Source organism: Spirosoma oryzae (genome assembly GCF_003002825.1).
Taxonomy (GTDB): Bacteria; Bacteroidota; Bacteroidia; order Cytophagales; family Spirosomataceae; genus Spirosoma; species Spirosoma oryzae.
This window is the reverse complement of record NZ_PVTE01000019.1, coordinates 23,337-47,204: the sequence shown is the minus strand read 5'-3', so window position 1 is coordinate 47,204 and position 23,868 is coordinate 23,337. Positions and strand designations below refer to the sequence as shown.

The following is a 23,868-nucleotide window of genomic DNA, read 5'->3' as shown; positions in this document are numbered from 1 at the left end:
CCCGTTTAATTTACTTCCCGTCGAGTTCGTATTTCATTTCGCCCCGATCCTTCTCTACGGCCGTGCGCCCTTCTTTCATCCAGAGCGGCATGGGCGCATCTTTCAGATAGTAATCGAAGAACTGGTACAGGCGAACGCTCAGGTCTTTGGCGTTGTGACGCTGGGTCAGGTTGTGGCCTTCACCGTTGTACACCAGCATCCAGACGGGTTTATTCAACCGGCGGAGGGCCGAGTAAAACTCGATTCCCTGGTACCAGGGAACGGCCCCGTCGGCGTCATTGTGCGTCATCATCAGGGGCGTTTCGACCCGGTTGGCGTAGAACAACGGCGAGTTTTCGATGTAGTTCATGGGCCGATCCCAGAGTGTACCACCGATTCGGCTCTGCGTTTTTTCGTACTGAAACTGCCGCACGATTCCCGTTTCCCAGCGGATACCACCGTAAGCCGAGGTCATGTTGGCAACGGGTGCACCAGCTTCAGCCGCGCGGAACAGGTTGGTGCGGGTGATGAGGTAAGCCGTCTGGTAACCACCCCAGCTTTGCCCCTGAACACCCAGCCGGTCGCGGTCGACAAAGCCCCGATCGATCAGGCTCAACACGCCCGGTACGATACAATCGTAGGCGTTCGGTCCCGGCTGTCCGGTGGTGTAGACGATATCCGGCACGAAGACGAGGTAGCCGTTCGACACGCAGTACGGTATGTTGATGGTCGAGCGACTGGGCGACGGCGCGCGGTAGTCGTTCAGCGTTTCGGCATTGCGTTCGTAGAAGTACGTCAGCATGGGGTACTTTTTCTTGGCCGGGCCGCCGTTGCGGTCGAACCCTTCCGGTTTGAAGAGCAGTCCTTCCAGCGGTACGCCGTTCGTACCCATCCACTTTACCAGCTCGACCGAGCCCCAGCGGATGCTGTCCTGCTGCGGGTTGGTGCGGGTCAGCTGTACGGGCGAAGTCAATGTGGTGTCGGTGCGGAACAGGTTGGTCGATTCCTGAAAGTTGCCCCGATAGAAGGTCATCGTGCTGGCATTCTTCGCTTTGTTAAGTCCGAAGTACCGGTGGTTGCTATGGGTCAGCGTGGTCGGCTCGCTGGCAGTCAGTCCGTTTTTACTTTTCAGAATTCCCGTCGATTTATCGCTTTCCCAGATACCGGTCAGGAATAGTTCGGTTTTTGGGTCAATGGCTTTTTCGGGCGCAAACCGGCCCGGTGTGTCGTCGTTGTCGAGTTCGGCGTAGCGCAGCCGGACACGGTTTTTGCGGCCCCAGCCCGCCGTCAGGTTCAGCGGCTTTTCCCGGCCCGCCGGATCGATCTGCCAGATGTCATAACGATCGTACAGCCAGACATGCCTGTCGTCTTTAGTCCAGCCCGCCGATCCATACGCACCGGGCAGATTCGGTGTGTCGTGCTCTTCGTCGAAGAATTTGTTGGGTAGGCCTTTCGTCAGGTCGATGCGCTTGTTGGCAGCAATGTCCCAGGCGCGCCAGAGGGAGTCGCGCTCGTCGAACCAGTAGGCATACTTGCCACCCGGCGACAGCTTGGGCTGCGATGCCATCGCGTCATTGGCAATACGCTTTTTCTCGCCCGTCTGCGCGTCGATCAGGTACAGATCCGTATGGCCGGGGTCCCACGATGCCTGTACCTGGTATGGCAGGTCGCTCAGGCCCAGCAGGTAGCGGGCGTTGACTTTGGGATCGAACGAAACCGTAGGTACTTCGCGGCTGGCAAGCGGAATGGTTTTGCCCGTGGGTAAGTCGAACACCGTCAGGAAGCCGCGTTCTTTTTCTTCCTTGAGCCGCTTCTGTTGCATGGGTTGCAGCCGCGTGTCGGTCCAGCTCCAGATGTCCATCTTCACCTTCTCATCGTCGGGCGTCAGCGTATCCTTGGTTGGCTTAGGCGCAATGGGCGAGGTCGAGAAGTACAGCCGTTTGCCGTCGTCGGAAAATTTCGGCTCGCGGTACTCGTTTACCGACCAGCCTTTGGGCAACGCTTTCGTCGTCGTATCGGCCAGTATGCGGAAGGGCGCTTCGAGCGGAGTCATCTTCGCCCGCTTGCCTTTCGAAGGCGTGGCCGGCTGAAGATTTTTGTAGTACAGCGTAAACACTTTCACGTCGGAACCGGCACTGTCGGCCGAGGCCATCCACGCCAGTTGCTGTCCCGTCTTGTCGACCGTCAGCCCTTTGTAAATCTTACGGGTCGAACTCGTGTCGACCAGCGTCGTCTGCCCGGTTGCGGGCGAGAACATAAAGACGCCGGGAACGGGTGCGTCGCCGGTTTTGAGCGAGTCGCTGGCGGAATCTTTACTGTAGAAGATCACCCGGCCATTGTCGGCAACGGCTACGCCCGACACATAACGGGTGGTTCGGCGAGTGCCATCGGCCATATTGAGCAGGACCAGATCGTCGCCTTTAGGTTTGCGCGTGCTTTTTCGGGCCGTCGCCGTTGTCGATACGGGCGGCAGCGGATTCAGCGTGTCTTTCGTGTCCCGGCGTGGTGTCGGCCGGGCCGATGCTGATTCGCGTCCTGCCTTCTCGTCTTTACGCTCTTGCAACACCGCCACCCAGTTGCCGGCGTCCTTGCCCAGCGTAAACGACTTCACGTTGGGTAGTTTGGTGGTTTTACCCGTCGACAGGTTCAGGACAACCATACTATCGCGGGGTAGTTCGTCGGCTTTCTTCTTTTTCAGCTTCGCCTTGCGCGTGTCGGCATACGGTGCCTTTAGACGCATCACCAGAAACTGATTGTCGGGTGTAAACTGCGCCATGTAACCCCGTGCGAAGGTATACTTAGGGGTAGCCTGCCCCGCCGGTGTTACCTCCAGCCGACCATCGCCTTCCTGGACATCGATCTGGTAGGCGATCCAGCGGCCGTCGTTCGAGATTTTCTCTGCCCGAACGCTTTGCCAGCGATCGTAGTCAGACGCGTTGAGTGGCCGTTTCTGCGCTGTGACAAAAAGGGGAACCAACAGCAGGGCCAATAGAAGTCGTTGCATGAAGCGAATTCGGGTTAATGGGACGAAACAACCCGAAGCTACGAAAAAAGCCGCTTTTTGCCGGCGATTTGTTGCTGAATAGCCGGAATGACCGCCCGAATCTATGGTTCGTGCGGGCGAATCCGAGCTGGTTTATTCGGCGTGGCCGATCGCTCACCCTCGTACCAGTTCGGCTACACCAACGCCGGAGTCGGCTGCTCCGTAGTAGACCCAGATGCGACCGTCGGGCCAGCGTACCCAGCCGTTGGCAAAGACAACGTTGGGAAAAAAGCCTTCTTTCTCCCAGGGCAACTCGGGAAATAGCAGCGGGTGTTGTGAGCGATCGAGTACCACCGATGGATCGTCTTTATCGAGGAGGGCGAGTGCTAATGAATAGGCGTGTGTCGGGTCGGCACCATGGTAACAGACGAGCCAGCCTTCGTCGGTCAATAGCGGTTCGGAACCGGCCCCAATCTTACCACCTTCCCATTCGTAGCGGGCATCGACCAGACCACGCCCGCCAAACAGGAACTGGTGATTGCCCCAGTGAACACCGTCGGACGACTGCGCCAGCCATACCGAGGGCTTACCAATGTCGGATACCATCGGTCGATGCAGCAGGTAATACAACCCGTTGATACGTTGCGGAAATAAGGCTACGTCTTTGTTGGGTGGGGGAAGAATCATGCCGACTCGTTCGACGGTCTTGAAGTCGGTCGTGACGGCCAGCCCAACGCCGGGTCCATGCTCCGATACGGCCGTGTAGGTTATCCAGTACTTACCATCCAGCAGTGTAATCCGGGCATCTTCAATACCGAACGACTCATCCATCCGGGTCGGGAATAGAAATGGCTGATCGTCGATCGTGAAGTGAATGCCATCGGTGCTGCGAGCCAGGCGGAGGTGGCTCAGCGACGTTAGGTACACTTTCCCATCGAGCGTAATGACACGCGGATCATACGGCTGTTCGGGTTCGGGGAAGTGTTTTACAGTCAGTGTCGGCACGCCGTCGTGTTCTTCCAGCAGCGGTACGTTAATGTAGCCCTGCGTTGCCAGGGGCGCTTCGGCGACCCGCAGCAGCATAATTACTTCATTATTAACCAGGCACGTGGCCGGGTTGAATGCGCCAAGGACCTCGAAGCCTGCTACGGCCGGACGAACATCGCTTGTTTTTATGATTGGCTGGTCGGAAAGTCGGCGAAGTTTATAGTTTTGCATAGTAGTTAGTGCCTTCAGAACAGCGAAAAGTGCCGCTCAGTCAACGGAAACGTTGATTTGTAAACCAAAAACACCACTTGGAGTTTAATCTGCCGGGCCGTCTGCCTTACTTCCCCATTGCTGCTGGGTAAATTGCAGCGTACTTTCAATTATAACGAATCTGTTTAGCCATGAGAAACCAGCCTGCGTTTGACCGGGACGAAGACGTGCTGATGATGAACCCCGATCCAGAGACTGCCGCTTTCGAGGACGATGATGACGACGATTTCGATGGAGGTGCCGAGTTCGACGAACTTGGTTCAGGCGCTACCAGCGGTTACGGTGAAGATGACCTGGCCGATATCGAAGACGAAGAATTCGATGAAAGCGATCTGGAGGACGATCTGGATGATGACATCGACGACGATCTGGACGACGACGATAGCCTGTAGTGTACGGTCGAAACCGAACATCTGTCTGGTTTCGGTGTTTATTGGTTAATTAACGCAACAGCATTATGACACCCGAGGAAAAAGACGCTACGGAAGTAGAAAAGGTAGCCCCTGCATCGACAAACGATGGGCCGGACGGCACGGCACCTGATTCTGAAACACAATCGTCGGCTGCCAGTCAGGACGGCGATCGCACCGCTCCCGGCGGTTCCCGTGCGCCAAACGATCCGGCCGAAGGTGCTTAATCAGCCGTCACAAGCAAGAAACCCCGACCCTTCTCCCGACCAGGAGAGGGGTTTTGTTTTTAGGTACAACTGATTCGATGGACAGATTCGGCGAAGCGTGTCTACCTTGCGCCCAAAACCAACCATCATACGTATGAAAGTGATTAATGTACTGACCATGCTGTGCCTGCTACTGAGCTTTGTTTCAGCCGCGCAGGCCCAAACGACGACTGACGAACTGGTGAAGGAATGGGAGCGGGCCAGGGCGTACACTAAAGAATACCTGGATACGATGCCGGAGTCGGGCTATGGCCTGAAACCGACGCCCGACATGCGTTCCTTTGCCGATCAGATGCTCCACCTGACCGATGGTAACTACGGTATGGGTGCTGCGGCTACCGGTGTCAAAAGTCCGTATGGTATGGGTGAACTGGAAAAATCGACGACCGATAAGTCGAAGGCCAACGTAACAAAGGTTGTGCTGGCAGGCTACGATTTCGTCATCGATGGCATCAAAAAGATGACCCCGGCTCAACTGGCAGAACCCATAAAACTGTTCGGCCGCTTCGACATGACGCGGGGCATGGCCCTAGCCAAAGTGTTTGAACACCAGACCCACCACCGTGGACAGACAACCGTTTACCTCCGGTTGGCAGGCGTCAAACCACCACAGGAAAAGTTGTTCTAATCAAAGAAGGCGGCTACCAAATTAATTCGGTAGCCGCCTTCTTTGATATGGTAGCTGATCGTTACTCGTTCAGAACTGACAATAGTGTCTGACACTTCATTTCGGTCTCCTGCCATTCGCGCTCGGGAACCGAATCTTCAGTCAAGCCAGCACCCGCGTAGAGCGTTGCCAGTTTCCCCTCCAGTTTCATACAGCGCAGGTGCACAAATAAATGGCTGGCAGGACCGTCCTCACTCATCGGACAGTTGACAGGGCCAATGAAGCCCGCATACAGTTCGCGGTCGTGCGGTTCGTGCTGCTGAATAAAATCCATCGCTTTATCGCGGGGGGTGCCGCAAACGGCTGACGTCGGGTGTAGCAGCCGCAGCATGACCGTGCTCAACTGCGGGTAATGCACGGCCTGCGTATCGATGGTAAAGCAGGTGCTGAGGTGCATCAGGTTACCGGCAATGATCGTTTTTGGCCCTACTTCAAGGTATTCGCGTAGCCGGATTTTCTTGAAGCATTCGATAATGTATCGACACACCATCGCCTGTTCTTCAATCTCTTTCTGCGACCACATGGCTTCAGCCGGACGCTTGGGCGTACCATCAGGAAAGGTAGCTGACTGTGTTCCGGCCAGCGCCATCGTCTCGAAAATACCATCGGCCCGCTGGCTGATGAGCCGTTCGGGTGTTGCGCTCAACCAGATCTGACCAAGTTCAGGAATCGACACGGCCGAGACAAACGCAGTCGGGTATTTAACGCACAAACGATCAAACAAAGCAACGGCGTCCGGGACGTCGGCGAAATCGACCTGCTTCGTGCGCGACAGCACTACCTTCCGTAAACTACCCTGCTGCATGGCGTCGATTGCCTGCGTAACACCGTCGACATACGCAGCGTGCTGGGTGTCGGGGCGAACCGTCACGCGCGACGGAGCGGGGGTAGGGCGGAGGGGTGGGTGAGCTAATGATTGCTGAAAGGCGTGCGATGGCTGCGTCGTATAGTTTACCCGCGCCGGTCCGTCATCGGGAAAAATTGCCTGCACGTCGGCTCGTATAAACAGTGAGCGGGCGGGCTTGTCTGGCCCTTCATCCTGACTGTCGAACCGACTGACGACAAAACCGGCGGGCAGCTCATCCAGGTCGACAACAACGCGGGGTAGGGTCTCTTCGAACGAAACGATGCTATGTTTTTCACGCTGATTCGGTAACCGCCAGAGCGCAGCGGGCATACCCAGACTGCGGGCAGTTTCCCAAAGATCAACGGCGGTGGGCCGACTCGTTACGGTTGTATCGGTGGTTACGTCTACGTGCATGCTAAACAGCCGCCATTAGTAGACGGCCGATAGTGTAACAGCATGTATCGCATTTTTGTGCGGAAACAAGTCATTTCTTATGACTGTCCTTTACCGTTTGTTAAGTACTGTTCTGCTAACTCATAGAACTGGTGAGCGTGTTGGAGGAGTTGTATCGCTGTATCATCTGAAATGGTTGACTCAAAATCGTAGTCGCCCAGTTGGCGTAAGTTATAGGCGTCGCTAACCCACTTGGCCGTGACGATTAAACAGATCGTAGAATCATTGCTGCGCTCCTTTATGAGTTTTAGTGTGCGTGTTTTCAGAAAAGAATAGCGCGCATAAACAATAATACATACCATAGTAGGCGCGGTTGACTGCGGCTGTAACACGGCCATCAGCAAAGTTAAAATCGGCGTCTGAAAGCGAATCTGCTGCTTCTTCCAGGGCGAGTTGTGATTCGTGGACGGGGCTCATATCAGATACGGATACCTTCTGTGCGTATTGCTTGATAAACCGGGAAGGCTGATTGCTGGAGTTTGTTCGACGAAACGGGTAATATCGATACCGCAACGTGGTGCCGGATTCCGATTTCAGTACTGAATGGTGTGATACGTAGAATCTCCGCCGACGCAGAGAACGCGTCATCCTGTAGCACCACAGCAAAATCGACGTCAGATTCGTCGTGGAATGTATTCCGGGCGTAAGAGCCGAACAGGATCAGGTCGCTGAATCGGGGGCCATACAATTGCCGAAGAGCCAGCTTCAATTCATGACCAACTGTTGACGCAAGTACATTCATAGCCAAACTAGTTCAGACAAACATACGACATTTACGCACTGATAATCGCCACCGTCAGGCGGCTGATGCAGACCAGTTTACCTTGTTCGTCGGTGATGCGTATATCCCAGACGTGTGTGGTGCGACCGGTGTGAATCGGCGTGCAGCGGCCATACACCCATCCCGACCGGACAGCCCGCAGGTGGTTGGCATTGACTTCGAGTCCGACGGCCCGCTGCCTGGCCGGATCGTCGAGCAGCATCCATGACGCCACACTGCCTAGCGACTCCGCCAGCACCACGGAAGCCCCGCCGTGCAGGATGCCGAACGGCTGATGCGTACGCCCATCGACGGGCATGCGGGCCGTCAGATAGCCCTCACCAGCTTCGGTAAATTCAATGCCCAGGTGCTTGGTAATTGTGTCGATGTCGGCAAACTGAAGGCGACTTAAGTCAAAGCCTGTTTTCATAAAGGCGGGTTTTTGCGTAATTTCGTCTCCTGATTCCAGGATTGACAAATCTACAGGCTTGCAGCAAAAAACGATCTACCTGATTCGCCACGGCGAAACCGATTTCAACCGCCGGGGCGTGGTACAGGGCAGTGGCGTCGACTCCGACCTCAACGACATGGGCCGGGCGCAGGCACAGGCTTTTTTTCAGGCCTACCAGCACGTACCCTTCGAGAAGATATACGTGTCGGGCCTGAAACGGACCTACCAGACCGCCGAGCCGTTTATCAACCTGGGCATTCCCTACGAAAAACTGACGGGGCTGAATGAGATCAGCTGGGGCATCATGGAAGGCCGCGCGCCGGGAAATACCGACGACGAGTACTACCGGAGCCTGACCGATGCCTGGTCGTCGGGTAACACGGCCCGCACGACCGAGGGCGGAGAAAGCCCGGAGCAGGTTGTTGTCCGGCAACGCGAAGCAATGGACGTTATTCTGTCGCACCCTGACGAAAATCCCATTCTGATTGCCATGCACGGCCGGGCCATTCGGATACTGCTTTGCTGGCTGACAGGCCGTCCGCTGTCGGATATGGATCAGTTTGAACACAGCAACCTGTGCCTGTACCTGCTTCAGTATAACTACGAGACAAAAACGTTTACCGTCGAACTGGCCAACGATACCGCGCATCTGCTGTCGCTGGCCCTGGTCTGATCGGTTTCCTCCCTTTGACGTATTTACCCTTTCCTCCCCCTATATTTCCATTACTGTAAAAATGCCGGGTGTACGGTTCGATCGTTGTACATTCGCCTTTAGACTGGAAAACAGGAGCGTGTAGAAATGGGTATGTCGAAGCGAAAAATATACTGGACTTGTCAGATTTTTGGGTGGACACTCCTGATTCTGGTGGAGTATCTGGCCTATCTGTTCCAGGATGGTTTCGACCCAAATGCCCTGTACCTGGCCATTGCCAATATCGGACTGGGTATCTCCCTTACGCACCTGTACCGGCTGATGATCCGGCGGCTCAACTGGGTTCGGTTGCCGTTTCTGCAACTGGCACCCCGCGTGTTGCTGTCCGTGTTTGTACTGGCGCTCATCATGACCGCCGTCAACCTGCCCATCGACCGGATTATCGTTCCCACCTATTTCGCCGATGAACCCTGGATTGTGATGGGCTACATCATGACCTGGGGGAAAACCATGCTGGCGTGGGTCCTGAGCTATACCGTCTACCATTATGTGGAACGGACGCGCGACGCTGAAATCGAACAGATTCTGCTGAAAACGAGCATTCGGGATACCGAAGCAAAAGTCTTACGCTCGCAGCTGAACCCGCATTTTATGTTCAACGCGCTCAACAGCATCCGGGCGCTGGTCTACGAAAATCCCACCAAAGCGCAGCAAAGCATTACGCAGTTGTCGAATCTACTGCGTAATTCGCTGCTGGCCGACCGGCGTAAAACCGTTGAGCTGCGTGAAGAAATCAAGACCGTCGAAGATTACCTGTCATTGGAAAAGGTGCGGTACGAAGAGCGGTTGCAGTCGCATATCGAGCTGGACCCGCGTACGCTGTTCTGGCAGGTACCGCCGATGATGTTACAGACACTGGTCGAGAATGCAATCAAGCATGGCGTGTCGAAGGGCGTCAGCGGGGGCTTCGTCGACGTAACGTCGCGGCTCGATGACGAGAAACTTCACCTCTCGATTCGAAACACCGGCGTGCTGGGCGATAAGGAAGCGTCGGGCGGCTTCGGTCTGGCAAATACAGCACAGCGACTCGACCTGCTCTACGGTCCCGAAGCGACGTTTACCATCGGGCAGGAGGACGACACGACTGTCCGGGCCGATATTATCATTCCCATTCAATCCGATACCATCTTCCGCCGGCGGGAGGCCGCACTCCGGTGACCGGTTTTCGGTGCACAGTTTACAGAAGCCGACTTCCTTTAAACCGTATACTGTAAACCGGAAACAGAAACCTCAAACCAATCCTTATGAAAACACTTATCGTTGATGATGAACGGCTGGCGCGTAACGAACTGCGTCGATTGCTGGAAAATTTCCCTAAAATTCAGATTGTTGGTGAAGCGGCCAATGCCGACGAAGCCCTGCCGATGATTGACGAACTGGAGCCTGAACTGCTCTTTCTGGATATACAGATGCCCGGCAAAAACGGGTTCGAGTTGTTACAGTCTATCGAGGGAAAAGCGCCGGAAGTCATTTTTACGACGGCTTACGACGAATACGCGATCAAAGCTTTTGAGTTCAATGCGCTCGATTACCTGCTCAAGCCCGTCGAGCTGGCGCGGCTGTCGGAAGCGATTCACCGGGTTGAAGAAGAGCAGCACGCAACCGAGCCAAGCACATCGGCGGGTCAGTCGAGTGGGCATAAACTGCTCGGTGAAAACGATCAGGTGTTCGTAAAAGACGGCGAAAAATGCTGGTTTGTGAAGCTGGGGAAAGTGCGGCTGTTCGAGTCGATGGGTAACTATGTCCGGCTCTATTTCGACGATCAGAAACCGCTGGTACTGAAATCGCTGAACGCCCTGGAAGATCGGCTCGACCCGGTTACGTTCTTCCGGGCCAACCGGAAACATATCATTAATCTGCAATGGATCGAGAAGATCGAACCCTGGTTTAGCGGTGGTTTGCTGGTAACCCTACGCGGAGGAGATAAGATCGAAATTAGCCGACGGCAGGCGATTCGGTTCAAAGATTTATTAAGTTTGTAAAGAGGGCGGTCAGCGTACAGTCTGGCGAATCGATCGGTCCCTCAGCTCGCTATGCGGTACCGACAGCACGAGTTCGGATCGCTTCTTACCGTCAGTATGATTACGCTCTTCCGCCTGCTACCAGGCTGTTTCCTCTTTTTAGTTGCCTGCACGAATACACCCTCGGGACCACCTCAACTCAAACGCGAGCAGTATACGCTCGACAGTCCGTACCCTTGTGATACAACCACCAACAAGGGGATTGACGTGTCGGTGTCGTATTTTCAGCTGGTCGACGAGTCGGACGCGGGTCGGCGCATCAACGATAGTTTACAGCGGCTCAGTGCGGGCAGCGTGACAAGCTGGCTCGACAGTGCCGCGCTGGCGGGTAACCCCGACGCCCGTACGAATCTGGCAAAAGCAGGACAGCTGTTTCTGGCTGATTACAAACAGGTCGTTTCTGAACTGGACGGTATGGGCGGCTGCTGGGATCTTGAAACCAAGCTCGATACGCTGTATACCAGCCCGAAGGTGATGACGGTGCAACTGGACAACTACGCCTACACGGGCGGGGCGCACCCGAATTCCAACACCACGTTCATGAACTTCGACCGACGGACCGGTAATACGCTGACCCTGAACGATATGGTGTCGGATACGACCGCGTTACTGAAAATCGTGGAGCGGGCCTTCCGCAAAGAGCAGGGCCTGCTTCCCCAACACAATCTCGAAGAACGCGGCTACTTCCTGCGCGACGGTAAATTTTTCCTGCCTGCCAATGTCGGCATCGACCGGAAAGGACTGACGTTCTACTACAACCCATATGAGATAGCAGCCTATGCACTGGGCCCTATCGAAATAACAGTTCCCTACGAGCAGCTAAACGGCATTCTCCGCACGGGCTGGCGATAAGATCGGGTGAGTGGACCTGAGTGTCAATAAGTGAATCGATCAACGTCGATAGTACTAGTTGCAAGATTCTGAACCAGGCATCTACCGGTGGTGATGAAACAACCATACCGACGGATACAGGTAAGCAAGTACAACGTATACGCAAGCCGGCTTATGAACCCTATGTAAATCAGGCCATCCATGACCATTGACGAATTTCGCACATCGCTGTTACAGGCACAGCCCCCCGCCAACGTGTCGCCCCTGCTTCGGGCACTCTGGCACGACGCCAACGAACAGTGGGAAGAAGCCCATAACATTGCCCAAGCGCGGGAAGGGGAGGCTAATCACGACCGGTTGCACGCTTACCTGCACCGCAAAGAGGGCGACGACTGGAATGCTGGCTATTGGTACCGCCGGGCCAAAACCCCCGTATTTACCGGTTCGCTCGACGACGAATGGCTTGCGTTGGCGAAGCAGTGGTTGAAGGGGTAGAAGAAAGAAAACAGATAAGAGAAGCAAGAGGTAAGACACAGAAGTAAAGATGCTGGTGCAAACCGTCTTTCTCCTTGTGTCTTACCTCTTGCTTCTCAAGTCAAAAAAAAGGCCACTCCCGGTTGAGAGTGGCCATCGTCTGTCGATGAAAAAGTAATGCTATAATCAGGCTAACTCCGCTTCGCGGGTCAGCACGGAATTTACGTCGGTGAGGGGCAGGCCAAACGCTTCGGCTACGCCCTGGTACAGCACTTTGCCTTCGACCACGTTCAGACCCAGGCGCAGGTCCATATTGTCGCGGCAGGCCTGCTGCCAGCCTTTGTTGGCCAGTTGCAGCGCGTAGGGAAGCGTCGCGTTGGTCAGCGCCACCGTGCTCGTATAGGGTACCGCACCCGGCATGTTGGCGACACAGTAGTGGACGACATCGTCGATGATGAATGTCGGATCTTCGTGCGTCGTTGGGTGACAGGTTTCGATACAGCCGCCCTGATCGACAGCTACGTCAACCAGTACCGTACCCGCCCGCATCAGTTTCAGCATGTCGCGGGTGATGAGGTGAGGGGCTTTCGCACCCGGAATCAGTACTGCCCCGATAATCAGGTCACTCACCTTGATCATTTCCCGGATGTTGTACTCGTTCGACATCATTGTCTGCACGTTTGGCGGCATGATGTCCGACAGGTAGCGCAGCCGCGCCAGGCTTACGTCCATGATCGTCACGTGCGCGCCCAGACCAGCGGCCATCTTAGCGGCCTGTGTACCTACGATACCACCGCCGAGTATAAGTACGTTGCCTGGTTTTACGCCCGGCACGCCACCCAGCAGGATACCCCGGCCTTTCAGCGGTTTCTCCAGGTATTTAGCGCCTTCCTGCACCGCCATCCGGCCGGCTACTTCCGACATCGGCACGAGCAGCGGCAGGCTGCGGTCGGGCCGCTCAACGGTTTCGTAGGCCAGACAAACCGCTCCTTTTGCCAGCATTGCCCGCGTCAGTTCTTCCGACGACGCAAAGTGGAAATAGGTAAACAGCAACTGGTTTTCCTTGATGAGATCGTATTCCTGCGCAATCGGCTCCTTCACCTTCATGATCATCTCGGCGATTCCGTAGACCTCCTCGATGGTTGGTAACATCTGCGCACCGGCTGCGATGTATTCCGCATCCTCAAAACCGCTGCTCACACCGGCATTCACCTGTACATAGACGGTATGACCGTGCTTACGTAGTTCAGTGACGCCAGCAGGCGTTAACGCCACGCGGTTTTCGTTATTTTTTATCTCCTTGGGAACGCCGATAACCATGATGGTGGGCCGATTGGGGGTTGGTGACTTCTAACAGTACAAAAGTAGGTTGACTGTATTTATTTTCTAGCTACTGCCTTATTTTTGGGAAATACGTCTTATTGTTGCCTGTTTAAGAGGAATTATTCCCAATTGCTGGCTAATAATAGAGCGATCACCGTAAAATATCCCGCAACGTATGATTGACCGCATTGATCGGCAAATTCTGGACCTGCTTCAGCAGAACGCCCGCCTAACCATTCAGGAGATTGGTCAGCAGATAAATCTGTCGAAAACGCCCGTGCACGAACGCATCCGACGCCTTGAACGCGACGGTGTTATCGACCGGTATGTAACGATTCTGAACCGGAAGAAAATCGACAGTTCGTTGCTGGCCTATTGTCAGGTAACGCTCGACAAACAAACCCGCGACAGTTTCGAAACCTACGAAGCGGCTGTTCATATGTTGCCGAACGTGCTGGAGTGTAATCGCGTATCGGGCACGTTCGATTACTTGATCAAGATGGTAGCTCGTAACATGGACGACTATAACGATTTCTACCAGGAGCAGTTGTCGGTTATTCCCGGTACACTCCACATCAGTAGTTTTTTCGTCATCGCCGAAATCAAAAACTCGACTGTCGTTCCGGTTAATATGTAGCCCAGACCGCTTGGTCTGGAGGCCGACGAGCCAATTGTGTAACGCGGATACTTTGTTGGACGCTGCCGCGTCCTCCAGACCAAGTGGTCTGAGCTACACCGCAATTACCTCGCCGTGGGTTTGCTGCATCACCTGCCGCAGGGCCGGGCGCACGACGGAAAAAGCCGTCAGGGCCAGTTCAGACACCAGCGGACTACCGAACAGCTTCTGGATGCTACGACCTACCCACAATCGTCGGCCGAACTGCGCTGACCAATCGCGTTGGTAAGTCGTTTCCATCGCCTGACGCGATAACTGGCCGGCTAGAAAGGCACTGGTCAGTCGGCTGGCAAGCCGGGCTCCGTGAATGGCCATCGCCATACCGTTACCGCACAGGGGCGTAATCAGTCCGGCCGAATCGCCGGCCATCAGCATATGGTTTTCGACGGCCTTTTTGGGTGCGAACGAAATCTCGTTGATGACTTCTGGCTTGGCGTAGAGATGAACCGCGTCGGACAGGGCGGCTTTCAGATGCGGGTTCTGGTAAAGAATGGCCCGTTCCATCGCCGGAATGTTGCCGTGTTGCCGCAGGTTCCGGCGCGTTGTCAGGTAGCAGATGCAATACGCGTCATCTTCTATGGCCGACATGCCGCAGTAGCCATCCGAAAAGTTGTGCAGGGCAATCTGGTTGCGCGGGAAGTCCATCCGAACGTGGTATTTGATGCCCACATACGGCGACGGTTTCTGCATAAACGCCCGGCCAAGCGTTTTATCCAGCCGCGATCGTTTACCGAAGGCTCCAATTGCCTGTCGACACTGAACGGCACGTCCGTCACTGAGTGTCACGGTAAACTGGTTGTTTTGATAGCGAATATCATCGACGGCAAGGCCGGTCACAAAACGAACGCCCGCCTGCTGACCCAGCCCATACAGCGTATGGTCGAGCCGGTACCGGCTAAGGCCAAAACCACCCAGGTCGAGTGGGGCCGCTATCTGCCGACCCGACGGTGACGAGACGACAAACTCATTGATTTTAACAGCGCCAAGTGCCGCCAGATCGACGCCCAGCGATTCGAGGTATGGCCGTACTTCGTTGGAAATGTATTCGCCACAGACGCGGTGAAAAGGATACGTTTTTCGCTCAACCAGTGTTACCGCGTGCCCGGCCCGCGCTAGTTCAAGGGCTGCTACCAGGCCTGCCAGGCCACCGCCGACCACAACTACGTCTGCATCTATCATGTCCAGTTAAGGTTAGTAAAGTAGGCTATCAATCGGCTGATTTGCTCTATGCATAGGACAAGCGAGTAAGGCCTTTGGTTTTCTGAAAAGCGGTTTACATTTGCCATATGACTTATGATATGATTGACTTACAGGATCGCTGGCAGAAAAATTACGCCACCTACACGGCGGACTATCAGACTGGTCGAACGTCCTACATCGACCGGTTACCGCCCCAGACGGCTGTTCAATTATCGGTATACCAGATTCTGGATATGCTGCACAAGCGGTTGGGCAACGATACGCTTCGCCGGGCCCTCGATCCGCAGCAAACCATTGCCAGTCCTGTGAGTAATCAGCCCGACAGCACGTGGCTGAAGAAAAGTAACATGGTCGGTATCAACGTGCGAACGATTGGCTCGTTCTGGCGCGTGATCGGCTACACGCTGACGCTACCGGCTCACCACGACAGTATCCACCTGCTGCCGATCTGGGAGCCGGGCGTTGTCGGGAGTTTATATGGCATGGTAAGCTGGCAGATTAATCCCGAATTTTTCGACGTCGATCTGGCGCGGTACGTACCGGGGCTCGATACCGTAGAGAAGCAGTTACGGGCGGTCGTCAATCTGCTGCACGCGATGGGGCGCACGGTAGGCATGGACGTCATCCCGCACACCGATCGCTTTTCCGAGATGGTGCTGGCCAACCCATCGCTGTTTGAGTGGGTTCGGCGGGATGGCGATACACTGGCCGACCACAGCAGCTTCGTATACCGATACGTGGAGGAGTCGATCTGGCAGTTTCTCCGGTCGGCCGGGGCCGCCGATGGGTCGCCGATTTCGTTTGCACGGGAGGATTTCTTTTCAACCGATCTGGCGATGATGTCCAACGAACAGCGGTCACAGATTCTGTTTGGTTATCCGCATGATTACGGTGGACGACTATACCGGCGCATTCAGCTGATCCGGCATTTGACCAGCCAGGGTTTCGAGACGCTGCCGATGACGATGGCACCCCCGTATCGCGGTATTCACATCGACGCCGACGACTTTACGGTCGATGAATACGGGCAAACCTGGTATCAATACGCCTTCGACAAACCCGAAGCCATGTCGCGCGTATTCGGACCGCTGGCCCGCTATCGGTTCTACGAGTCGAAAAACGACAACCAGGACTGGGAACTGGATTTCGACAAGCCGAATCAGCCCGCCTGGACATACATTTGCCAGAAGGTGGCCGACTGCCAGAAAGCGTATAATTTCGATTTTATGCGGGGCGACATGGCCCATGTGCAGATGCGTCCGCAGGGTGCCCCGATCGACCTGACCGGTGACCTGGGCTACTACGATCCGCTGCGGGCCATCAAGCACTATGTGCAGCAGGCGGGCGTGCCGTACTTCGGTTTCTTCGCCGAAACGTTTCTGGCTCCGCCGGGCGTGATGGGCTACGGCGATGAAAACGATCACCTCGACGCGATCGACGCTGACTCGACACTGGGTGATTTGCAATCGATGGTCGTGACCGACCCCGAATTTAGTCAGCAGTTGAACCGGTACTATCAGCTGCTGAAGACGCGCCGGTTTGCCCCTAACTTTACGGTCATCACGGCCGATAAAGACGATCCCCGTTTCGACGAGTTTTACCGCACAGGAAACTTGTTTCGCTACTTCACCGCCTTATTTCTCACGGACATGCCCAGCTACATCGGGCTTGGCTTCGAAGTGCGGAATCTGCACCTGGAGCGGGGTGCCAATGAAGAGTATTCCAAACTATATGTATTTCAGATCGGCGACGACCGGCAACCGGACAAGGTTACGCATGGGCCGTTTGAGTGGGGACAGAATGCCGCGCAGTTCGAAGCCATCAGCCGGATACGCGCCTTCGCCGAACTGATCTGGCCCGCTATCGTCGGGCAAGCTACCCAATGGCTGATTGGTCCCGACCGGCAAACGAACGTACTGGCCTGGACGCACGTCGCGCCAACGGGCTATACCTTCGCGGTGGCGCTATCGGGTGAACTGCCTGCCTTTATTCCCGGCCTGGAGCCTGTTGGGAACGTCGTCTTCGAAGAGGTTGGTTGCCGAATCTGGCGTCAGGGCGAAACTGACTAATAACCAGCTTTTTTTACCGTATAATCAAAAAAAATAGCTAGCAATCCGGTAAAGGTATAGACTGCAAAAAAGTGTAGCTTTGGTAGCCCAAAGTCATTAGTGTGACTGGGCTGCCAACTACCCAACTATAAAAAATGAACATGGTCTCGAATGCACTGGCCCACCGCGCGCGCATGCTGGCTATCTGGCTATTTGCAATCGGACTCACGGGTATCCTGCTGGGTTACCAGACAACCCTACTGGTCGACCTGACGCCCAGTCAGCCGGAGGAACTGATGCTTTGGTTGACCAGCCGGGCCATGCTGGTGCTGACGATAGTGTGCGGCTATCTGGGGGCCCGTAGTTATCAGCGGCTACTCAAAAGCCGACCCGCACACGCCAATAGTATTGTCTGGTGCTGGTTGATTGTGCTGAGCGTAATGGCCATCGCATATTATCTGCTGACGGGCGATACCACTCTATTGAGTCTGACCATTGCCGGGACGTTATTAATTGCAATGGTAACTGTGCGAGCCCGCTGGGTGCTGCTACTGATCGCGTTGCTGGTGCTGAACGTTCCCGGTCAGCTTGGTCGATGGATACAGGCTAACCGGAACTACCCCATGCCTGTCTCCGAGCAGGTGAACGTGTATGAGACCAAGCACCGAACACTTCGCCATAAACGGTCCGTGGCTGCGCAGTACTGGCTCGACAGCGAGTACAAAGCGCTGGTTCGCTATTACGCGTCGGTATGGCCGGAGCAGTGGCTGGAACAAAGTAGTCGCTGGCTGGTGCTGATGGGTTCCGTACTGCTGGGGACGGGGCTGTGGCGCTGGCAACGACTGATTGTTCGGATGCTGAACACGCTACTGGTGAGTTTGTTAGGGTTATGTATCCTGACGACATTTCTGGAGCTTACCTCGGGTCGGGTGTATTCGGCGACGCTACAGCGGTATGCCGACAGCTACCGCTACCCCGGCTATTACGTATTCGACGTTCCCGACGCTTTGTACCTGACCGTGGCTGATCTGTCCTGTTTGAGTATGGCCCTGCTGGCAAGCACAGGTTTCTGGCTGGTTGTTCGCCTGCCGATGCCCCGATGGTTGCCCGTACGTCGCCCGGCGTTGTAGTCGACGAACAGGTAGCTGGCCACAGATACGCGTTGAACGGATTCGCATATCACTACCACGACGAATTCATCGTAAGTTTGCGACTGGTCATGCGTTGCCAGCCCACATATGAAGCACTGTTACGGTATCCTGTTGTTTGCAGGTTTGATAGTCACACAACTGGCCTGCCAGTCGAAAAAGCAGGAGAGTACACAGACGGCTGACTCGGTAGCTGTCACAAATAAAGTCGACCCGGCTACCGACTATGTACCCGAGCCGATGCCGCCCCAACTGGCCAATCTGGGGCTAACCCGCGACAGCCACTGGCGGGGTATTAATCTCGGCGACCCGTTTACCGCCGTGGCCGAACATGAGCCTGAGAAGCCATTTGAGCAGGATACCAATCATGTCGGCTACACCGTCGAATTCAAGAATCTGGAATCGGCAGACATGCTGTATTACCGGAAAAACGACAAGGTGTCGGGTATCGACGTCGACTTGTTTCTAAACAGTAAGCCTTCCGTAACGACCTATCAGCAGGAACTGACGCCTTATTTCACAACCCGGTACGGGCAGCCAAAGACCGCCGATGGAACAACGACCTGGACAGGTGCCGATGGCGCACAGGTGACGCTCAAAGATGTCTCGAAAGGAAAAGATTACGGCTTAAAGATCCGGTTTCGACCACTCTCACCAGTGCAGTAGCATACGAAGTACTTGATTCGTTACCGAAGCAAAGTAAGATGAGCAGTTGGAAAAGACTATTCGGTTGTTTCATTAATCAATTCCAGATACGTTTCTAGCTCGCCAGCTGTCAACGTTTCCTTTTCCGACTTGTCATAAAGTGCCAATAGGTAAACAGCGTCCTGAGTGATCTTAACGAAAGTGATTACCCGAGCACCACCTGACTTACCTTGTTTCTTGCTGGCAATGGCCATGCGTACTTTGTAACATCCTTTGCCGATGGCAGTGCCCTGCGTAGGGTCGAGCTGCAATGAATCGAATAAAGTCCGTAGGTCTGTTTTCAACGATGGGTACTTCTTAGCCAGTCGTTTGGCCTGCCGATCAAAGGTCGGCAGGCGCTTGATCTCATAACTCATCGAGCAGCGAGTAGGCATCAGCGGCCTGCGTTTTTCCGGCTAGCACGTCGTTCAGTTCGTCAATAGACTCTCCAAATTCAGCCAGAAACAGGGCCTTTTCATTCGAGGCTCCCGCAGGCAGGGGCGTAGCCTTGAGAAAGGTCAGGTTGCGGACCAGTTTCATGACGAAGCTGAACTGGTCGTCTGGAATGTCGAGGACGATTTTCATAAGAGCAAGATACGGCGTTTTAGGAATTTTCAGCTCAGTCACGCCCTGATCGGCCTGAGTGTAAATGTAAGCTTTACTTTTCCGTTGGTTGTATGCTAAACAGGCGAACTGTGCAGCTACCGACGGCTAAATGTCATCTTTAGCACTTCGGCAGCTCGATAGGGCCGCAATGAAAATCGGGTCACCACCGAACCTGCCCATCGCCGATGACGATCCATTTCTCGGTGACCAGTTTTTCGAGCGCAAACGGGCCACGGGCGTGCAGTTTCTGCGTCGATATGCCGATCTCCGCACCTAATCCGAATACACCGCCATCCGTAAAACGGGTCGATGCGTTGGCGTAAACGGCGGCTGCATCGACTTCCCGCAGAAACTGGTCGATCAATGGCTGACGTTGCGATAAAATGGCTTCCGAGTGCCGCGACGAATACACCTGAATGTGCGAAAGCGCTTCCTCGATACCCGATACAACCTTTACGGCACATTTATAATCCAGAAACTCCCGGCCAAAATCGTTGGGTTGCGCGTGCTGTAATTGCGCGTAACCTGCCTGCTTGAAAATGGCGTATGACGATTCGTCAGCAAACACCTCGACGTTCCATTTCTGGAAATCATCGACCAGCATGGGCAAAAACCGGGCAGCAATCGTTTCGTCGACCAGCACACAGTCGAGGCTATTACAGACTGACGGCCGCGATACTCGACCGTTGACGACAATCGCTACAGCCTTATCCAGATCGGCCGACGCTTCGACGTAGGCGTGACAGACACCCGCGCCGGTTTCAATCGTTGGTACGAGTGAATGTTGGCGAACATACTGAATGAGCGCATCGGACCCACGTGGAATGATAATGTCGACGTAGCGGGTTGCCGTGAGCAGTTCCGCGACTACGGCCCGGTCGGGGGGGAGGAGCGTAACGGCGGCTGTCGGCACATCGAACTCCGTCAGTACCGATTGAATCAGACCGACGAGATACCGATTGGATGAATCCGCTTCTTTGCCGCCTTTGAGCACGCAGGCATTACCCGACCGCAGGCAGAGCGATGCTACGTCGATCGTCACGTTGGGGCGGGCTTCGTAAATCACCCCTACAACGCCCAGCGGCACCGCAATCTTTTTAAGTTGTAGCCCCTGCTCAATTGTCCGGTCGATCAGCACTTCCCCCGCCGGGTCGGGCAACACGGCTACATCGCGCAGACTGGCAGCCAGGCCGTCGATACGCGCATCCGTGAGTTTGAGCCGGTCGTATTTCGGGTCGGACGGAGGCATCCGGTCGAGGTCGTGCTGATTCTCGGCCAGTACGGTGGTTTTGTGCTGGATCAGTACATCGGCAATCCGGTTGAGTAGTCCGGTTTTACGGCTTGGGCTAAGCCGCCGAACGGCCGCAGCGGCCTGTTGTGTTGCCTGTAGGAGTGGGGTTATGGACGTCATGGTTTGGTGGGTTGATTCAGGTATCGGCTGATGTAGTCCAAAACTTCCGTCAGCGTAATGTTATGACTGTCACCTACCGTTTCAGGCGTTGACCGGTAATCGTGCAGGTGGTGCGGGAACGTGGTAATCTGACGGTGATGCGGTGCATTATCCCAGCGCATGATTGCCCGATTGTCCATTGTTTGCCAATGGAACGAATAGTTTCTGACACCCCGAAGGATACGTTCGTGCGTAAACAAGGCAGATTGATCTGTGAGTGTGATACGTAATTTTAGTAGAAAATCCAGATCAGACGGGACGTATTCCAGAACGGTGAACGAGCTGACGATTGACTGATCGAACAGCAAGTCAGGTAGCAAATTAGTCATGCAAATGATGTAGCCGTAATGAGGACGGTGTCAGTGAGTTAGGCTTCCATCTGAATGTTACCCAGCTTTATTTCGCGAATCGTCTCGTTTACGTGAGCAAGAAATTCGACATAGGCTCCCCAGTCTATATAATCATCCCACTCTTCGAAAACTTCCTGATCAGTTGTTTCAATATGCTGTTCAAATTCGCTGTATGGTTTACCGTATTTTTTTTCGAAGTGGTTAATTTTTTCTTCGTACTGATTTTTTTTTGCCATACAGTCAATCAGCATCCATTGCTGTACGGCCTGTTTGCTTACCTGTACCATAATCGGCGCATTTACTGGTGATTCTTTATCGTCACAAAAGTACAATATCGCTGGCGTTGGCAACGTCAACGTTTTGTTGGTTAAGCTGTTGCTGAAGCTGCTCCGACGAGATACGGGTGCGGGCAACCGCTACGGGCGTCTGCTGCTCGTCCAGAATCTCGACCATCTCGCCAGCCGCAAACTCGCCGAGTATCGATCGGACGCCCACTGCCAGCAGGCTCCGGCGCTGCGTCAGGGCACGTACGGCCCCGGCATCGACCTGAATTCGGCCCACGACCAGCGAGCCACTCGCCAGCCAGCGGTTACGGGCGCTCAGGGCACTGGCGCTGGGCGGAAAGGCTGTTCCCGTTTCACCCAGTAAGGCCCGGCGCAGGCTGTCAGGTTCGTTCAACCCGAAAATAACGACCCGGATACCCATACGCGTGGCCAGCTTGGCAAACGTCAGTTTCGAGGCCATGCCCCCCAGTCCCAACGATGACTTGTCGGTCCGTACCACCCCGAATATGCGCTCATCGAACTGCTCTACGCGCCGGATAATCTGGTTGTTGGCGTCGAGCAGCCCGCCAACGGACGTACAGAGCATCAGCACCTCAGCACCGAAGCCAACGGCAATGAGCGTGGCCAGTTCGTCGTTGTCGGAGAATTTCAATTCGCGACTGCTGACAACGTCGTTCTCGTTGGCAATCGGAATCAGCTCATTGGCCCACAGTTCTTCGTAGGTCTGCTTGAGTTGCAGAAACTGGTCGCGGTTGGCGAAGTGCTGCCGTTCGCACAGGCTTTGGGCAATGTGAATACCGTAGATGGCAAAAAAACGCGAATACTGATTCAGTAACAGCAGATTCCCGACGGCGGCAGCGGCCTTGCGCTGGGTAATGTCGCCCCGATAGTCGCGAATACGGGCTTTCCCGGCACCCACCGCGCCCGACGATACCAGCACAATGCGGTAGTGTGGATGTAAGGTAGCAACCTGCCGGGCAATGTCGACCATGACCGGTTCATTGGGTTCACCAGACGGTTTTGTAATGGAGGCCGTGCCGAATTTAAGCACGAGAACGGGCTTACTCATGCCCGCAAAGATACAGCATCCGGCGTCAGCTGGTCGGACGGTCGCGAAACAGATGTTCGACAATTGGCTCGGTAAAGCGGGCTTTCTTGCGCAGGGCCGCTTTCAGCAGCTTGTGATAATCGGCTTTGGGTATTTCGATAGCCCCATATCGCCGTACATTGTCATTGATAAACTGCGTGTCGAGCAGTTCGAACCGCTGCTGCCGCAAGGTCATAATCAGGTAATGAAACGCCACCTTCGACGCGTCGCTGACGCGGTGGAACATCGATTCTCCGAAGAAGGCTGCCCCCAGCGACACACCGTACAAACCACCGACCAGTTCGTCGTTCTGGTACGTCTCGACGCTATGCGCCAGTCCCATTCGGTGCAGGTCGGTATAGGCTTGAACGATCTCATCTGAAATCCAGGTGCTGTCATCGGGCGAGCGGGGGAAGGAGCAGTACCGCATTACCTGCTCAAATTTCGTGTTGAGCCGAATCTCGAACCGGTTCTGGTTCAGCACGGGGCGCAGCGAGCGGGCGGGTTTGTAGGTGTCGATGGGAATGATGGCACGCGGATCGGGCGCGTACCAGTAGAGTGTATTGTCAGCGTCAGCCATCGGAAAGATACCGTTGATATACCCGTAAATCAGTTCGTCGGCTGTCAGTTTGCTCATCATCGCACGGAATACACCTTGCTGACAAATATTATAAAAAAAAGGCGACTTTCCTTCGTCTGTACGGTGCAAGTTTGTTGCCAGTTGACTAATAGTCAGATCGAGAAACCCGTCAAAGTACGTGCGCCTGTTGCAGCTGTTCGATAAACGGTTTCTTTATACGTTATCAGACTGCGGGTAGAAAGCCAGTCGGTAACGCGACACGTTCTGGCGTAACTGGTGTTTGTGAAACGTAATTAAACCAAACCCTTTGCCCCCTGTCGA

27 protein-coding genes are annotated in these 23,868 nt (G+C 54.8%); 12 read left to right on the top strand and 15 right to left on the bottom strand.

Annotation, left to right across the window (positions count from 1 at the left end; translation table 11 throughout):
- Positions 1 to 10 precede the first annotated feature (10 nt).
- Both CLV58_RS19890 and CLV58_RS19885 read right to left on the bottom strand, forming a co-directional pair.
- Positions 11 to 2,983: a S9 family peptidase gene (locus CLV58_RS19890; protein ID WP_106139584.1), complete on the bottom strand. Its 2,973-nt coding sequence runs from the start codon at positions 2,981 to 2,983 to the stop codon at positions 11 to 13.
- A 153-nt stretch (positions 2,984 to 3,136) separates the two neighbouring features.
- A complete protein-coding gene (locus CLV58_RS19885) occupies positions 3,137 to 4,180 on the bottom strand; it encodes a glycoside hydrolase family 130 protein (RefSeq protein ID WP_106139583.1) in 1,044 nt (347 codons plus the stop codon).
- A gap of 170 nt (positions 4,181 to 4,350) precedes the next feature.
- Between CLV58_RS19885 and CLV58_RS19880 the strand changes: the two genes are divergently transcribed.
- From CLV58_RS19880 to CLV58_RS19870, 3 genes are all read left to right on the top strand, one after another.
- Positions 4,351 to 4,611, top strand: coding sequence for an adhesin (locus CLV58_RS19880; RefSeq protein WP_106139582.1), 261 nt, complete (start codon positions 4,351 to 4,353; stop codon positions 4,609 to 4,611).
- Positions 4,612 to 4,676: 65 nt separating this feature from the next.
- Entirely contained in the window at positions 4,677 to 4,856 is a 180-nt protein-coding gene (locus CLV58_RS19875) for a hypothetical protein (RefSeq protein WP_106139581.1), read from the top strand.
- Between the two features lie 133 nt (positions 4,857 to 4,989).
- On the top strand, positions 4,990 to 5,523 hold the full coding sequence (locus tag CLV58_RS19870) for a DinB family protein (RefSeq protein ID WP_106139580.1): 534 nt from the start codon (positions 4,990 to 4,992) through the stop codon (positions 5,521 to 5,523).
- Positions 5,524 to 5,584: 61 nt separating this feature from the next.
- Here the strand turns inward: CLV58_RS19870 and CLV58_RS19865 are convergent, their stop codons facing one another.
- The 4 genes from CLV58_RS19865 to CLV58_RS19850 form a co-directional block, all read right to left on the bottom strand.
- Complete coding sequence (locus CLV58_RS19865) at positions 5,585 to 6,823, bottom strand: chorismate-binding protein (RefSeq protein ID WP_106139579.1); 1,239 nt, start codon at positions 6,821 to 6,823, stop codon at positions 5,585 to 5,587.
- A gap of 261 nt (positions 6,824 to 7,084) precedes the next feature.
- Positions 7,085 to 7,279 carry a HEPN domain-containing protein gene (locus CLV58_RS28460; protein ID WP_170108748.1) on the bottom strand — a complete coding sequence of 65 codons (195 nt, stop codon included), beginning with the start codon at positions 7,277 to 7,279 and terminating at the stop codon, positions 7,085 to 7,087.
- Position 7,280: 1 nt separating this feature from the next.
- Positions 7,281 to 7,604: a nucleotidyltransferase domain-containing protein gene (locus CLV58_RS19855; protein ID WP_106139577.1), complete on the bottom strand. Its 324-nt coding sequence runs from the start codon at positions 7,602 to 7,604 to the stop codon at positions 7,281 to 7,283.
- A 31-nt stretch (positions 7,605 to 7,635) separates the two neighbouring features.
- On the bottom strand, positions 7,636 to 8,052 hold the full coding sequence (locus tag CLV58_RS19850; RefSeq protein ID WP_106139576.1) for a hotdog fold thioesterase: 417 nt from the start codon (positions 8,050 to 8,052) through the stop codon (positions 7,636 to 7,638).
- Between the two features lie 58 nt (positions 8,053 to 8,110).
- Here CLV58_RS19850 and CLV58_RS19845 point away from each other — a divergent pair, with 58 nt between their 5' ends.
- The 5 genes from CLV58_RS19845 to CLV58_RS19825 all read left to right on the top strand — a co-directional run bounded on the left by CLV58_RS19845 (position 8,111) and on the right by CLV58_RS19825 (position 12,132).
- Positions 8,111 to 8,746 (top strand): histidine phosphatase family protein, encoded by a 636-nt coding sequence (locus CLV58_RS19845; protein ID WP_106139575.1) that lies wholly within the window; start codon positions 8,111 to 8,113, stop codon positions 8,744 to 8,746.
- A 132-nt stretch (positions 8,747 to 8,878) separates the two neighbouring features.
- Positions 8,879 to 9,943 (top strand): sensor histidine kinase, encoded by a 1,065-nt coding sequence (locus CLV58_RS19840; RefSeq protein ID WP_106139633.1) that lies wholly within the window; start codon positions 8,879 to 8,881, stop codon positions 9,941 to 9,943.
- A gap of 86 nt (positions 9,944 to 10,029) precedes the next feature.
- Positions 10,030 to 10,767, top strand: a complete 738-nt coding sequence (locus CLV58_RS19835; protein ID WP_106139574.1) for a LytR/AlgR family response regulator transcription factor — start codon at positions 10,030 to 10,032, stop codon at positions 10,765 to 10,767.
- Between the two features lie 51 nt (positions 10,768 to 10,818).
- Entirely contained in the window at positions 10,819 to 11,658 is an 840-nt protein-coding gene (locus tag CLV58_RS19830; protein WP_245882391.1) for a DUF3298 and DUF4163 domain-containing protein, read from the top strand.
- Between the two features lie 180 nt (positions 11,659 to 11,838).
- Positions 11,839 to 12,132, top strand: coding sequence for a hypothetical protein (locus CLV58_RS19825; protein WP_106139573.1), 294 nt, complete (start codon positions 11,839 to 11,841; stop codon positions 12,130 to 12,132).
- 165 nt (positions 12,133 to 12,297) lie between these two features.
- On the opposite strand, the gene ald is transcribed toward CLV58_RS19825, so the two are convergent.
- Positions 12,298 to 13,431, bottom strand: a complete 1,134-nt coding sequence (gene ald, locus CLV58_RS19820; RefSeq protein WP_106139572.1) for an alanine dehydrogenase — start codon at positions 13,429 to 13,431, stop codon at positions 12,298 to 12,300.
- A gap of 178 nt (positions 13,432 to 13,609) precedes the next feature.
- Between ald and CLV58_RS19815 the strand changes: the two genes are divergently transcribed.
- Positions 13,610 to 14,071, top strand: coding sequence for an Lrp/AsnC family transcriptional regulator (locus tag CLV58_RS19815; RefSeq protein ID WP_106139571.1), 462 nt, complete (start codon positions 13,610 to 13,612; stop codon positions 14,069 to 14,071).
- Between the two features lie 93 nt (positions 14,072 to 14,164).
- On the opposite strand, the gene CLV58_RS19810 is transcribed toward CLV58_RS19815, so the two are convergent.
- The gene (locus CLV58_RS19810) at positions 14,165 to 15,289 is read right to left on the bottom strand and encodes an NAD(P)/FAD-dependent oxidoreductase (RefSeq protein ID WP_106139570.1); all 1,125 of its coding nucleotides are present in this window, start codon (positions 15,287 to 15,289) and stop codon (positions 14,165 to 14,167) included.
- 107 nt (positions 15,290 to 15,396) lie between these two features.
- On the opposite strand from CLV58_RS19810, the gene CLV58_RS19805 reads away from it, so the two are divergent.
- The 3 genes from CLV58_RS19805 (at position 15,397) to CLV58_RS19795 (ending at position 19,172) form a co-directional block, all read left to right on the top strand.
- Positions 15,397 to 17,379 carry an alpha-amylase family protein gene (locus tag CLV58_RS19805; protein WP_106139569.1) on the top strand — a complete coding sequence of 661 codons (1,983 nt, stop codon included), beginning with the start codon at positions 15,397 to 15,399 and terminating at the stop codon, positions 17,377 to 17,379.
- 134 nt (positions 17,380 to 17,513) lie between these two features.
- Entirely contained in the window at positions 17,514 to 18,488 is a 975-nt protein-coding gene (locus CLV58_RS19800; protein WP_106139568.1) for a hypothetical protein, read from the top strand.
- Positions 18,489 to 18,596: 108 nt separating this feature from the next.
- A complete protein-coding gene (locus tag CLV58_RS19795; RefSeq protein WP_106139567.1) occupies positions 18,597 to 19,172 on the top strand; it encodes a hypothetical protein in 576 nt (191 codons plus the stop codon).
- A gap of 56 nt (positions 19,173 to 19,228) precedes the next feature.
- Here the strand turns inward: CLV58_RS19795 and CLV58_RS19790 are convergent, their stop codons facing one another.
- The 7 genes from CLV58_RS19790 to aat all read right to left on the bottom strand — a co-directional run bounded on the left by CLV58_RS19790 (position 19,229) and on the right by aat (position 23,604).
- Positions 19,229 to 19,567: a type II toxin-antitoxin system RelE/ParE family toxin gene (locus tag CLV58_RS19790; protein WP_106139566.1), complete on the bottom strand. Its 339-nt coding sequence runs from the start codon at positions 19,565 to 19,567 to the stop codon at positions 19,229 to 19,231.
- Complete coding sequence (locus CLV58_RS19785; RefSeq protein ID WP_106139565.1) at positions 19,557 to 19,775, bottom strand: hypothetical protein; 219 nt, start codon at positions 19,773 to 19,775, stop codon at positions 19,557 to 19,559. Before CLV58_RS19785 ends, CLV58_RS19790 begins: the two co-directional genes overlap by 11 nt.
- 181 nt (positions 19,776 to 19,956) lie before the next feature.
- Entirely contained in the window at positions 19,957 to 21,207 is a 1,251-nt protein-coding gene (locus CLV58_RS19780; protein WP_106139564.1) for a glutamate-5-semialdehyde dehydrogenase, read from the bottom strand.
- A complete protein-coding gene (locus CLV58_RS19775) occupies positions 21,204 to 21,575 on the bottom strand; it encodes a toxin-antitoxin system TumE family protein (protein ID WP_106139563.1) in 372 nt (123 codons plus the stop codon). The genes CLV58_RS19780 and CLV58_RS19775 overlap by 4 nt, the downstream gene beginning before the upstream one ends.
- Positions 21,576 to 21,613: 38 nt before the next feature.
- Positions 21,614 to 21,946 carry a hypothetical protein gene (locus CLV58_RS19770; RefSeq protein ID WP_245882389.1) on the bottom strand — a complete coding sequence of 111 codons (333 nt, stop codon included), beginning with the start codon at positions 21,944 to 21,946 and terminating at the stop codon, positions 21,614 to 21,616.
- A complete protein-coding gene (gene proB / locus CLV58_RS19765) occupies positions 21,915 to 22,949 on the bottom strand; it encodes a glutamate 5-kinase (RefSeq protein ID WP_106139561.1) in 1,035 nt (344 codons plus the stop codon). The genes CLV58_RS19770 and proB overlap by 32 nt, the downstream gene beginning before the upstream one ends.
- A gap of 25 nt (positions 22,950 to 22,974) precedes the next feature.
- Positions 22,975 to 23,604, bottom strand: coding sequence for a leucyl/phenylalanyl-tRNA--protein transferase (gene aat, locus CLV58_RS19760; RefSeq protein WP_106139560.1), 630 nt, complete (start codon positions 23,602 to 23,604; stop codon positions 22,975 to 22,977).
- Positions 23,605 to 23,868 lie beyond the last annotated feature (264 nt).